Annotated in this window: 16 protein-coding genes; 5 read left to right on the top strand and 11 right to left on the bottom strand. The window is 61.5% G+C overall.

All coding sequences use genetic code 11. The features are described from left to right. Positions 1–9 precede the first annotated feature (9 nt). From CO655_RS23080 to CO655_RS23110, 7 genes are all read right to left on the bottom strand, one after another. Positions 10–1,044, bottom strand: a complete 1,035-nt coding sequence (locus CO655_RS23080; protein WP_097666921.1) for an L-idonate 5-dehydrogenase — start codon at positions 1,042–1,044, stop codon at positions 10–12. A gap of 10 nt (positions 1,045–1,054) precedes the next feature. Beyond that, positions 1,055–2,461, bottom strand: coding sequence for a TRAP transporter large permease (locus CO655_RS23085; RefSeq protein ID WP_097666851.1), 1,407 nt, complete (start codon positions 2,459–2,461; stop codon positions 1,055–1,057). Between the two features lie 4 nt (positions 2,462–2,465). Further along, positions 2,466–3,038 carry a TRAP transporter small permease gene (locus tag CO655_RS23090; protein WP_097581446.1) on the bottom strand — a complete coding sequence of 191 codons (573 nt, stop codon included), beginning with the start codon at positions 3,036–3,038 and terminating at the stop codon, positions 2,466–2,468. Positions 3,039–3,261: 223 nt separating this feature from the next. Then, positions 3,262–4,236 (bottom strand): sialic acid TRAP transporter substrate-binding protein SiaP, encoded by a 975-nt coding sequence (locus CO655_RS23095; protein ID WP_097607374.1) that lies wholly within the window; start codon positions 4,234–4,236, stop codon positions 3,262–3,264. A gap of 21 nt (positions 4,237–4,257) precedes the next feature. Further along, positions 4,258–5,016, bottom strand: coding sequence for a FadR/GntR family transcriptional regulator (locus CO655_RS23100; RefSeq protein ID WP_097607375.1), 759 nt, complete (start codon positions 5,014–5,016; stop codon positions 4,258–4,260). Positions 5,017–5,321: 305 nt separating this feature from the next. Next, positions 5,322–5,612 carry a hypothetical protein gene (locus CO655_RS23105; RefSeq protein ID WP_245423894.1) on the bottom strand — a complete coding sequence of 97 codons (291 nt, stop codon included), beginning with the start codon at positions 5,610–5,612 and terminating at the stop codon, positions 5,322–5,324. Next, on the bottom strand, positions 5,602–5,904 hold the full coding sequence (locus CO655_RS23110; protein ID WP_097666853.1) for a hypothetical protein: 303 nt from the start codon (positions 5,902–5,904) through the stop codon (positions 5,602–5,604). The genes CO655_RS23105 and CO655_RS23110 overlap by 11 nt, the downstream gene beginning before the upstream one ends. A 272-nt stretch (positions 5,905–6,176) precedes the next feature. On the opposite strand from CO655_RS23110, the gene CO655_RS23115 reads away from it, so the two are divergent. Further along, positions 6,177–6,548, top strand: a complete 372-nt coding sequence (locus CO655_RS23115) for a hypothetical protein (RefSeq protein WP_097666855.1) — start codon at positions 6,177–6,179, stop codon at positions 6,546–6,548. 90 nt (positions 6,549–6,638) lie between these two features. On the opposite strand, the gene CO655_RS23120 is transcribed toward CO655_RS23115, so the two are convergent. Further along, positions 6,639–7,358, bottom strand: coding sequence for a Crp/Fnr family transcriptional regulator (locus CO655_RS23120; protein WP_097607487.1), 720 nt, complete (start codon positions 7,356–7,358; stop codon positions 6,639–6,641). Between the two features lie 272 nt (positions 7,359–7,630). On the opposite strand from CO655_RS23120, the gene CO655_RS23125 reads away from it, so the two are divergent. Further along, positions 7,631–8,392 carry a Crp/Fnr family transcriptional regulator gene (locus tag CO655_RS23125; protein WP_097607378.1) on the top strand — a complete coding sequence of 254 codons (762 nt, stop codon included), beginning with the start codon at positions 7,631–7,633 and terminating at the stop codon, positions 8,390–8,392. A gap of 27 nt (positions 8,393–8,419) precedes the next feature. On the opposite strand, the gene CO655_RS23130 is transcribed toward CO655_RS23125, so the two are convergent. The 3 genes from CO655_RS23130 to CO655_RS23140 all read right to left on the bottom strand — a co-directional run bounded on the left by CO655_RS23130 (position 8,420) and on the right by CO655_RS23140 (position 10,475). Beyond that, entirely contained in the window at positions 8,420–9,196 is a 777-nt protein-coding gene (locus CO655_RS23130; RefSeq protein ID WP_097666857.1) for a molybdopterin-binding protein, read from the bottom strand. After that, a complete protein-coding gene (locus CO655_RS23135; protein ID WP_097666859.1) occupies positions 9,193–10,035 on the bottom strand; it encodes a cytochrome b/b6 domain-containing protein in 843 nt (280 codons plus the stop codon). Before CO655_RS23135 ends, CO655_RS23130 begins: the two co-directional genes overlap by 4 nt. 194 nt (positions 10,036–10,229) lie before the next feature. Continuing rightward, a complete protein-coding gene (locus tag CO655_RS23140; RefSeq protein WP_097666861.1) occupies positions 10,230–10,475 on the bottom strand; it encodes a pentapeptide MXKDX repeat protein in 246 nt (81 codons plus the stop codon). Between the two features lie 184 nt (positions 10,476–10,659). On the opposite strand from CO655_RS23140, the gene CO655_RS23145 reads away from it, so the two are divergent. The 3 genes from CO655_RS23145 (at position 10,660) to CO655_RS33930 (ending at position 12,070) form a co-directional block, all read left to right on the top strand. Continuing rightward, complete coding sequence (locus CO655_RS23145; RefSeq protein ID WP_097666863.1) at positions 10,660–11,208, top strand: sigma-70 family RNA polymerase sigma factor; 549 nt, start codon at positions 10,660–10,662, stop codon at positions 11,206–11,208. Then, positions 11,205–11,849 carry a DUF1109 domain-containing protein gene (locus tag CO655_RS23150; protein WP_097666865.1) on the top strand — a complete coding sequence of 215 codons (645 nt, stop codon included), beginning with the start codon at positions 11,205–11,207 and terminating at the stop codon, positions 11,847–11,849. The genes CO655_RS23145 and CO655_RS23150 overlap by 4 nt, the downstream gene beginning before the upstream one ends. Positions 11,850–11,917: 68 nt before the next feature. Continuing rightward, positions 11,918–12,070, top strand: coding sequence for a hypothetical protein (locus tag CO655_RS33930; protein ID WP_010031536.1), 153 nt, complete (start codon positions 11,918–11,920; stop codon positions 12,068–12,070). The last annotated feature ends 19 nt before the right edge of the window (positions 12,071–12,089 follow it).

The raw sequence follows: 12,089 nt of genomic DNA on the forward strand, positions 1-12,089 counted from the left end.
CACAGCCTTCTAAAACGTAAGCTGTACCTTACAGGCGGCCGTCCGGTCGCCGGCCAGTGTGAAGGCTGTGTTGGCCTCTTCGAGGGGCAGGCTGTGGCTGATGATCGGCCGGACATCGATCTCGCGGCTGGAGATCAGCTCGACGGCGGCGGCGAATTCCTCGTCGAAACGCTGCGTGCCGTGGATATGGAGTTCCTTGCCGACGATGGCGTTGAGCGGGATCGGGATCTCTCCGGTGACGCCGACCTGCACGATCGTGCCGCGCGGCCTGATGGCGGCAATGGCGCTGCGGATGGCGGGTGCGGCGGCCGAGCATTCGAAGACGAGATCGAAATAGCCCTTGCCCGTCTCGAATTCGGCAAGTGCTGCAGCCTCTCGAGACACATTGATCGTCCGGCTCGCGCCCATCGCCTCGGCTCTCTCCAGCGCCGCATCGGCCAGATCGGTCACGATGATCTCGGCCGCGCCGTGATAGCGGGCGGCGGCAACCATCAGGCAGCCGATCGGGCCGGCGCCTGTGACGAGGACGCGTTTGCCCGCGATTTCTCCCGCACGCGATGCCGCATGCAGGCAAACGGCCAAGGGCTCGCTGCAGGCGGCTTCCGCAGCCGTCGTCGCCGCTCCCACTTCGAAGCACTGCTTGGCCGGCACGACCAGCCATTCCCGGAACATGCCCTGCTCATGAGGCAGGCGCATCGCGCTGCCCATGAAACGCATGTCGAGGCAGTGGATCGGCAGTCCCTTCCCGCAATATTCGCATTGGCCGCAGGGCTGGCTCGGGTTGACCGCCACCAGCGTCCCGGGTTTCAGGTCTGCCCCTTCCCCTGCCCTCTCCACGATTCCCGATGCCTCGTGACCGGGTATGATCGGTTCGCGCACCCGGATCGGTCCGAAGCCGCCGTCCTGATAATAATGCAGGTCGGAGCCGCAGATGCCTGCGGCTGCCATTTTCAGCAGCACCTGGCCTGGGCCGGGGGGCGCAACGGTGTCGGCCTCGATCCTGAGATCGCCCTTTTGGTAAAGCCGTGCCAGACGTGTTTGCATCATGGCCCTCCTATCTCAACAGTCCGAGTTGTTGCGGCAGCCAGAGCGATACGGCCGGGATGAAGGTGATCAGGATCAATGCCAGGAAGAGCGGCACCAACCAGGGCAGGATTGCCATGGTGGTGCGTTCGACCGAGAGTTTCGCCACGCGCGACAGCACGAAGAGCACCATGCCGAGCGGCGGATGCAACAGGCCGATCATCAGATTCAGCGTCATGATCAGGCCGAACTGAACCGGATCGATCTCGAACTTGGCGACGATCGGCAGCAGGATCGGCACGAGGATGGTGATCGCCGCGATCGTATCCAGGAAGCAGCCGACGAACAGCATCAATAGGTTCACGAGGATCAGGAACACCCATTTGTTGTCGGTGATCGACAGGATCGCATCGGAAAGCAGCTGTGCGGCCTGGCTGACCGTCAGCAGCCAGGCGAAGACCGAAGCCGCGGTGACGATGAAGAGAACGGATGCCGTCGTCTCGATCGTATCGAAACTGGCCTTGGCGAGCGTCGAGAATGTCATGGTGCGGTAGCGCACGAGTCCGAGGAACAAGGACCAGAGCACGGCCGCCACCGCGGCTTCGGTCGGCGTGAACCAGCCCATCGTCATGCCGCCGATCAGGATCACCGGGGTCATCAGCGCCATGACGGCGGAAAAGCCGAAATACCAGTCGAGCGCCAGAAGCACGAGAAGGGCGATGCCCGCGGCGGCATTCATCGACAGGCCGGCCCGCATCATCAGATAGATCGCCACCGGCACCATCAGCACGACGAGAATCTCCAATCCGGCCGACAGCAGCTGCCTGACGTCGAACGGCGCGTCCGAGCCCCAGCGCTTCTTGTAGGCAAAGGCGGCGACGGTGATCATCATCAGCAGCGTCATGACGATGCCGGGCAGGATGCCGGCCATGAACAGAGCGCCGATCGAGACGTTCGCCATCATGCCGTAGATGACGAAGGGCAGCGACGGCGGGAAGATCGGGCCGAGCGTGGCAGACGCCGCCGTCACGCCGACCGCGGCTTCGACCGGATAGCCGTGATCCTTCATCGCCTTGATCTCGATCGTGCCGATGCCGGCCGCATCGGCGAGCGCCGTGCCCGACATGCCGGAGAAGATGACCGAACCGATGATGTTGACCTGTGCCAGCCCGCCCTTCATCCAGCCGACCAGCGCGACCGCAAAGGAATAGATGCGGCCGGTCACACCCGCCGAGTTCATCAGATTGCCCGCCAGGATGAAGAAGGGCACGGCGAGCAGCGGAAAGCTTTCGACGCCGGCGATCATGCGCTGAGCGACGATAATGTCCGGCGCGATGCCGTAGAGCACGATGTAGAGCACGGACGCGACGGCCATCGAGATGGCGACGGGCACGCCGATCAGCATCATCACCAGAAAGGAGCCAAGAAGCAGCAGCATGGGATCAACCCTCGACGGTCTGGAATTCTTCCGGGCGCTCCAGAACGGAGTAGCCGCGGCGCATATTGGCGATGAAGACGATCACCGCGCGGATCAGCATCAGCACGAAAGCGACAAGCACCGAGTAGAAGACGATGTTGCGCGGCAGCTCGATGGTGACCATCTGCTCGTCGGCGACGATATCGACGTAACGCCACATCAGATAACAGCCGTAGGCGAAGAAGCCGATGCGGACGATATCGACGAAAGTGGCGAGCACGCGCGCCAGCCCCGCCGGCATGTAGTGATAGAACACGTCGACCTGGATATGCCGCGAGGTGCGCACGCACATCACGGCGCCCAGAAAGACGACGCCGATCAGGCAGTTGATCGCGATCTCTTCCGTCCATGCGTAGCTGTCGTTCAGCACATAGCGCGTGAAAAATTGCAGGAAGACGCAGCCCGCCATCAGCCAGAAGACGATCAGCGTGATCCAGTCCTCGATGGCGTAGTCCGAGACCTTTGCGGTCGGCGCATGGCCTTCGAATTCGTGGCCGATTTCCTCGGCCGTGATTGGCGTGTGAATTTCTTGCGACATGATCGGCCTTGTTCCTGTTGGCGAAGGAGGGCGCGGCGCGCCTAACCTTGATGACGAGCCCCGCTCCTCGCTCGGCGTCATCCTCGGCCTTGTGCCGAAGATCCGCTGCCCTATCGAACGGGGGCAGATGCTCGGGACAAGCCCGAGCATGACGAAAGAGAGGTTGGCGGTCTTCGCCGGCAATCTAGAGGACGCGACGCCGGAACGCCGCGTCCAGCGGCTCTTACTGGATCGCCCGGATCGCTTCCCAATCGGCCTTCTCGTAGCCGAAGTCCTCGAACTTGACCTTCTCCATCACAGTCTTTTCGAAGTCGGCCTTGTCGACCTCGGTGACGTTGATGCCCTTTTCCTTGAAGGTGGCGACGAGGCTGTTTTCCTTGCCGGCGATGGTCTTGGTGGTGCGCTCGGCGGCCTCCTGCATCACTTCGCCGAAGATCTTCTTGTCTTCGTCGGAAAGGCTTGCCCACCGCGTCTTCGAGATCACCGTGTTGAGGTGGTCGACGATATGGCCGGTGAGGATGATGTTCTTCTGGACTTCGAAGAACTTCTTCGCCTCGATCGTCGTCAGCGGGTTTTCCTGCGCCTCGACCGTGCCGTTCTGCAGGGCGAGATAGACTTCGGCGAAGGCGATCGGCGTCGTGTTGGCGCCGCAGGCGCGCGGCATGGCGAGATAGGCCGGAACATCGGGCACGCGGATCTTCAGGCCCTGCATATCGGCGCATTTGGCAATCGGCTTGTTCGATGTCGTATGGCGCGTGCCGTAATAGCTGACGGCGGCGATGTGATTGCCGGTCTTGTCCTCATAACCCTTGGCGAGACGCTTGAAGACGTCGCTCTTGGTATAGGCGATCAGGTGGTCCGGGCTGCGGAAGATATACGGGAAATAGGTGACGCCGATCGGTTTGTAGTCGCGCGCCGCAAAGCTCGATCCCGAGATGATGATGTCGACCGTGCCGAGCTTGAGGCCCTGGTTGATGTCGGCTTCCTTGCCGAGCTGCGAGGCCGGATAGACCTCGATCTTGTAGCGGCCGTCGGTGCGCTTGTTGATTTCTTCGGCGGCCCAGACGGAATCGGTGTGGAAGGGCTCGGACGTTTCATAGACGTGCGCCCATTTCAGCACGGTCTGGGCGTGGGCGATCGCTGTACTCGCCATGATCGCGGCTGCGGTGCAAAGTATCGTTGCCAGTCTGCTCTTCATCGCTCTCTCCTCCGAGCTCGGTTAAGTCTTGGCCGTTCCTTTCGCGCGCCCCTTGTCGTGGCCGCGCTTCTCTTCTCCCGAGAACTCCTCCCCGAAGCTCTCGGAAAATCTCTTCTGCGACATGGTGAGATGGGTGCGCATGGCGGCTTTTGCGCCCGCTGCATCGCCGGCGGCGATCGCATCGCGAATCGTCCGATGTTCATCGAGAGCACTGCGCCATGTATTCGGCCCCTCGAAATGGCTGGCGAGCCTGGCGAAATAGGGGGTCATGCGCATGTCGAACATTTCGCCGGTCACGCGGATCAGCGTCGCATTGCCGACGATGGCGGCAATGCCGGTGTGAAAGGCCCGGTCGGCGGCAAGCACTGCGCTCGCATCATTGACGCCGCCGCTCATGCGCATCAGCGCCTCGTCGAGCCCGGCGATGCCGTCCGGCTTGGCGCAGCCCGCCGCTTCCTCGGCAATGGCACATTCGATAATGGCGCGCGCCTGCAGCAATTCGAAAGGTCCCTCCGCCGGCTCGCGTTCGCTTGCCGCAGCATTGGCGGCATGCTGGCGCACCACATAGATGCCGGATCCCATGCGAATGTTGACGAGGCCTTCGACCTCCAGGACGATCAGCGCCTCGCGTACCGTCGGGCGTGATACGGACAATTGCTCCGCCAGGTCGCGCTCGGCCGGCAGCCGCTGGCCGACGGCAAGCTCGCCGCTCGCGATCATCAAACGAATCTGGTCCGCCACCTGTCGATAAAGGCGGCGGGATTCAACGGGCGAAAACATCGTGCCTCCCTGGCGGCTTCTCCTCAAGCCGCGGCTGGTCAACTGGCCTGACCAATTAAATGTATCGATATCATCCGCCGGGTTGTGCGTCAATGCGCCGCATAAACGCAGAACACGAGCGTTGCGGATGGTGACGGTCCGCAACGGGACAATGTCGGCGGAGGTGCGGCAGCACATGGAATTCCGGAAGTGCCGGGACGACGCCGATCGGCATTTTGCCCAGGAGCATCAGCAGATCATGATACGGAGATGAGCCACCGCATCAGAGAGACTCGCGCTCATCCGCCATCCGTTCGCGAAACCGATCAATGGCAGGTGATGGCCGTGTCGGTTTCAAGACGCACCATCATCGCCCGGAGCCGAAAGAGCTCCCTGATGATATCTTCCCAGCAATCGTCATCGGCTCTGGCGATCGATACCATCGATTCGCGGACCGTCTGAAGCAGATGATGGAGAACCGGGCGCCGATCGGAGGCGCCGTCGCAGAGATCCTGAAGCTCATCGATGATCTGCCTGAGGGCAATCTGCCGTTCCGGAACGCTCAAACCTGAGGAACAGACCGGGATCGAGGCGCTGCGCCGGCTTCTATCCGCCATGGCACGCCAGCCGGCCGGCTTTCGCGGCGGGCCGCGAGACCGTGCCCGATGCATCTGGTGAGGTCGGCAGGTCTTTCGCATCCAGGTGCATGTGGCGCATCAGGCCAGCGAGCTTATACGGATTGCGGATGCCGCATTCGAACCAGGAGACGAGTTCCCGCGCAACGTGCTGCGCCGCCGGACTGCCGATTTCGCAGGATTTTTCCCGGCACCACCCCCTCAGCACGGCATGCAGCATGGCTATGTCATCGGGCTGCAGCGCCGGCTTCGTAATTCCAGAATGCTGGCTCATCCGCATTCCTCCCAATATATGAGCCGATCCTAATCTTCGGATTTTCGTTTTCAACTACGGGTACGGAAGCGTACGGAGGCGAGCGGTCCGTGGGCTTCCTCCGCCAAAGCCGTGGAACCAACGTGGTCGGATCAGGTTCGGCGGGAATGGTGAATGACCGTCGCGCGGCGGGCTTGCATGTGTTACGCACGAGGAAGCGGATCGTCTGAGGTTTGAGTCGCCATTGAACAGCGTGAGCACCGTCCAAACCAAGGCTATTGTGGGCATCCGCCATGAAATCGCTCAGTCCGGTCGCCGGCAAAACGATCCTCATCATCGGTGAGCCGGGCTTCCTCTCGGACGATGCAAGACAGGCCCTGATCACCTGTCAGGCTTCGATCGCCGGGCCGGTCGTCGTCTCCAGCGCGATGGAGTGCTTGAGCGAGGGGCTCGTGTTCGAGGCCGCGATCATCGACATCAGGATCTCCGATCAGGCTATGCTCTGGCTGAACGAGTGGCTGGAGATCCGAGGCATACCCTTTGTCTTTGCGCATGATCAGCGCTCCAAAGCGCCGCCCGGCGGCTTTAACCTCAGCGGCCGTCCTGCCGATATCGATGCGATGATTGCAGCGTTGTTCGGGCCGGACCTGTCCTATTATCATTGAGGGTGTCCGTTTGCAGGGGCGCCGGCCGGCCCGAAGGCGGAATGGCCGGATCGTAACGCGGATTGCGAGGCCGGCGGCTGCGCATCGACATCAACGCGCAAGGTGCCTGCCGATCAAACGCCGATATTCCTCCTCGGCCGCTCCGTAGGAGCCGTGCGCCTCTTCGATCAGTCCGCGCCGATTGAGAATGACGATCTGCCGCCGCGTGGAGCGGATCAGGCCCTTGCCTTCGAGCAGGTGCAGCGCGACCGTGACGCCGGCGCGGCGAACGCCAAGCATCACAGCCAGGAATTCGTGGGTCAGCCAGATGGTCATGCCGTCGGTCCGGTCATGAACCATCAGCAACCAGCGGGCAAGCCGCTCCTCGAGCTTGGCGTGACCGTTGGCAAGGACGGTCGATGTCGTTTGCGCGAGCAGCGCCTGGACATAGGCAAGAAGCAGGCCGCGCAGGGCACGGCTCTCTTCCATCGCCGCAGAGAGGATACGCGCCGGCAATTTGAAACCGTGTCCGGAGACCTGCATGAATGTGCGGTTCGCCGATTGGTCGCCGCCGAGCACGACCGCGGCGCCGGTCATGCCCTCACGGCCGACGATCCCCACTTCAATATCCCGCCCGCCCGGAAATCTCGCCACGATCGAGGCAAGACCCGACTCCAGGAGGTAGACGTCGCTGACCGGGGTATCCTCCGTTTCCAGGATCAAGGGGACGTCCAGAGTAACGGGCTCCAGATGAGGCAGCAGAAGCTCGCGCTCTTGCGGCCCCATGGCGCGCAAAAGTTCATTCCGAAAATTCAATTGTTCGTCTTCCATGTCCATCCACGCAACGATGATGATGCGATCGTTGTCGCGGGCGAACCTAACCATCTAGAATCATTGAGCAATACACTGTGCAATAGCGTACAGACGTGCTCGGCGACGTCTGCCCGCAAAGAATATCCGCGTAGAATCAGTGATCAGCGGTGCGGCGATGGCGGGAACCAACAAAAGTCCTGTGAGTTGGGGTTGGGCGAACGCAGCTGGCGAACGCGACCTGGCTTCGGCGGTCCTGCCTGTAGCATCCCGTACTTGCCGGAGGGCAAACAATGGCAGAAACCATGATGCGGCCGAAAGAGAATCGCCTGCTGGGTCTTTTGCCGGAGGACGAATATACGGCAGTCGCTGCTCATCTCGAACCCTGCGCCATCCCCCGCGGTCACATTATCGTTCCGGCAGATGCGGTGATCGAGCATGCCTATTTTCCATGCTCGGGCATAGGCTCGGTCATCAATATTTCGCCTGAGGGCAATCGTGTCGAAGCGGGATTGTTCGGCCGCGACGGTTTTGCACCGGTCGCGGCGGCGATAGGTGCAGGCATCAGTGTCCCAGAGGTCACCGTCCAGGTGCCGGGTTTCGCCTATCGTCTGCGGCAAACCACGCTGCTGGATCTGATGAAAACGCAGCCGGTTTTCGCCAGCCTTCTCCATAAGGTCGTTCATGTTCTGGCGACGCAGGCCGGTTTCACTGCGCTCTCCAACGCCGTCCATGAGATCGATGAGCGGTTGGCCCGCTGGATATTGATGTGTCACGATAGGATCGACGGCAATGAGCTCGCGCTGACGCACGAGTACATTGCCTTGATGCTGGCGGTGCGGCGGCCGAGCGTCACCACCGCCCTGCATCTGCTCGAAGGCTACCGCTTCATCCGCTCCGTCCGCGGCCTGGTGATCGTCAGGGATCGCGCCGGCCTGGAGGACTTCGCTTCCGACGCCTATGGCAAGGCAGAGGACGAATATGAGCGTTTGATCGGGCCTCTCAGGAAATCGAGGCGCGGTCTCACCGACATAGCGTCCCCACAGCCGGCATGAACAGGCGGATCAAAGCCTGCCGGTGACTTATATCCCGGCATACCATTCGTAGCCGCGATCCTCCCAGAAGCCGCCATTGCCGCCGTAGAGCTGGCCGAGATCGGCGACCGCCTCGATGCGGGTCAGATACTTCGCCTGCTTATAACCGAGCTGCCGCTCGACCCGCAGCCGCAGCGGCGCTCCATGCGCCACCTCAAGGTCGCGGCCGTTCATCGAATAGGCGAGGATCGTCTGCGGGTGGAAGGCGTCGACGAGATCGATGCTCTCATAGTACCAGCCGCTGCCGTCGAGCGTCTTTTCGTATTCGTCGGCGCAGTGAAACACGATGTAGCGTGCCTCGGGCTTCAGCCCGACCGATTGCAGCAGGGCGGCGAGCGGCAGACCGCTCCATTTGCCGATCGCGCTCCAGCCTTCGACGCAGTCGTGCCGGGTGATCTGCGTGCGCGACGGCATCGCCTTCAGCTGCGCCAGCGTGAACTGCGACGGCTTTTCGACAAGGCCGCCGACATCAAGCCGCCAGGTCGAGAATTGCCGGCTCACCCAATCGAGATATTGCGGGTTATCGGGCATGCTGGTGCCGTTCGAGCGAAAGACCGGCGAGAGATCGGCCTCGGTGAATTCTCGGGCGAGCGCATCATCGCCGAGCAGGAAGCGCTGCGTTGTCATGCTGAAGCCCTCGGCGATCTTCAGTACCGACTTCGTCCGGTCGTTTTCGACCAATGCGTCGCAGCCGCTCAATCCCAATGCGGAGGCGGTCAGGGTCGAGCCGATCAGGAAGCGGCGGCGGGTGATCAGGCGACTCATCGTTCGTCTCCCTGTTCGATGGCGTAATAGCCGGTGATCATCGAGCGCAGATTGTTGAACACACCCGACAGGATCACCATGGCGATATGCACCGCGACGAAGGCGACGAGCGAGAAGGCGGTGAGGAAATGCAGGGTGCGGGCCGATTGCCGTCCACCGAAGACATCGAGCAGCCAGGGCGCCACCGCGTTGAAGCCCGGCGACATGGTCAGACCCGTCGCAATCATCAGCGGCAGAAGCAGGAAGATCACCACGAGATAGGTCAGTTTCTGCAGCGTGTTGTAGTGCTGCGCCTCGGGGCCTTTCGGAAAGCGCAGCCGGGCGTGGTTCACGACCTCGTGGCCGAGATGGGCAAGTGTCAGTTCGTTGCCAGCCGGTGCAAGATCTCGGCGGAAATGCCGGCTGATCAGTCCATAGGCGAGGTAGACAAGGCCGTTGACGACGAAGAGCCAGGCAAAGAAGAAATGCCAGCGTCGGCCGCTCGACAGGTCCTGATAGCTCGGAAGCGTGAGCCAGTTCGGAAAGCCCCTTGCCGTCGCCTCGCCGTCGACATCGGAGAGACCAAGAAAGCCCGTCGTATCGAAGGTAAACGGACCGACATGCGTCAGCCCCTTCACCCGGTCGCCGTCTTCTGTTGCTTCCATGGAGATGAAGGACGGATCGTTGTCGGCGCCGTATTGACCCCAATAGAGCGCCGGGTGAGCATTGAATATCTGCAGGCCGCTGAACAGCAGCACGGTGAGGCAAAGCACGTTCACCCAATGCGACAGGCGGACAGCGAGACTGTGGCGGTAGATAAGCGTGCGGCCGGTTGTCGGGCCGGCATCGATCGTCGCCATGATTGTTCTCCGAATGAATGGACGTTTCGGGAGAAGAAGACGCGGCCGCCGCCCGCTGCATAATTCCTTAAATCGGAATCGATTTAAGGATAAAATTATGCAGCAATCAAAAGTGCTACAGCGTCCTTTGCGCGTCTAAAAAGACGCGCGGCGCTGTAGAAAGTTTCAGCGGCCGCGGAGACGCGAAACGCCTACTACATCGCGTCGCAGGCCTTCATCATGTCGGCCTTTTTCATCGCATCCTTTTCCATGTCGGCCTTGTTCATGCAGTCGGTCTTGGGCCCCGATGTCTTCATGGTGTCCTTCGACATCGCGCTGCTCTGCATATTGTCCTTCTTCATCGTATCGGACTTCATGGCGTCGTCAGCCGAGGCGACACCGGCAAGCGAAAGACCGACGATGAAAGTGCAGGCTGCGAGGCTGGAAAAAAGCTTGGTCATGGAACTCTCCTGAATGGATTTTTCATGTCCACCGGCGGCCTGCCGATGGCTCACATCCGGTTATTCGCGGGAGTGCCGGGATGCGTTACAGCTTCACGCGCATGTGATAGGACTGTGATGCCGCAATTATTTTGATCTTTCCTGTAACCGATTGGCCGCTTCCAGCGAATGAACTCGTGACAGCATGACAACCGCCCATTCGGAAGAAGCCCTGAAAGCATTGATGCTTCTCTCCCTTGACGGGGACGAGGCTTCCTATCGGCGTTTGCTCATGGCTTTGCGTGTGCTGCTTGTCGGTTACTACAGCCGCAGGATGGCTGCGGCGACGAAAGCGGATATGGAAGATCTGGTCCAGGAGACATTGCTGGCACTGCATTCCCGCCGGTCCACCTATGACCGGGAAAGACCTTTCACCGCCTGGTTCTTTTCGATCGCCCGCTACAAGCTGATCGACCATCATCGCGGCCGCGGCGGGCGCAGACTGGCTGAGACCGAACTGGCCGAAGAGATCGAAAGCGATTTCAGCGAGGAAGCGGTGACGGCCCGCATGGATGTCGAGCGGTTGCTGGACGGGCTGCCGCCGAGACAGCGGGAGCTGATCCGGCAGGTGAAGCTCGAAGGCCAGTCGGTCGCCGACACCGCGAACCGCACCGGCCAGTCTGAATCGGCGGTGAAAGTCGGCATCCACCGGGCGCTCAAGGCGCTCGGAGAAAGATTGCGAGGCGCATCGTGACAAAGACGGACGACATCATCGAACGCCTGGCAGGGGACCTGAAGCCGGTGCCGCGCAACGCACTGCGGCGCCGCTTCATGCTCGGCATCGTGCTGTCCCTCGCTTTCTCCTTGTTGCTGATGCTGATCATTCTTGGGCTCAGGATCGATATGCCCGACGTGCTGATGCTGCCGGTTTTCTGGATCAAGTCGGCCTATAATGCCCTGATCGCCGCGGCCGCCTTTGCAGCCGTTTTCCGGCTTTCCCGCCCCGATGGTTCCGAGGGAAGCTTTTTCGGTCTGCTTGCCGCGATCTTCGCCGCCATGGCGGCGGTCGCGGCCATCCAGCTCATGACGGCTCCGGTCGAGACCTATCCGGTGCTGATCCTCGGCTCCTCGGCGCTCCATTGCCCGGTCTTGATCTTCGGTTTCGCGCTGCCCGTTTATGCCGGTGTCGTCTGGGCATTGCGCCGGGCGGCACCCGCTGATCTCAGGTTGGTGGGTTTTGTCGCCGGCATCGCCGCCGGCGCTGCCGGCGCCTGGGTCTATTCCTGGTTCTGCACCGAAAACGGCATGCCCTTCGTGCTGATCTGGTATTCGCTCGGCATCCTGCTCACCGGCGCGCTGGGTTCGCTCACCGGCCCCCGCCTGCTCCGCTGGTAAATCCTATCTCATCCCGTTGACCGGAACATTCCGCCTTTCGGCTGGTTCGAGGACTGAAGGAGAGGAAGATGAGCCAGCAATCGGATCGCCGCGCTTTCGCAATCTATATTGGAGCCATCGTCTTGGTCGGGCTTTTGATCGTGCTCGGCGCTACGCTCTCTTGGAACGCGGGCAGCAGAAGCGATCAGAGCACGCAGTTTTCACGGGAAGCCAAGCCCTGATGGAGCTGCCGATGAATCG

The sequence above is a fragment of the Rhizobium sp. M1 genome (assembly GCF_002531805.1).
GTDB classification, from domain to species: Bacteria; Pseudomonadota; Alphaproteobacteria; order Rhizobiales; family Rhizobiaceae; genus Rhizobium; species Rhizobium etli_C.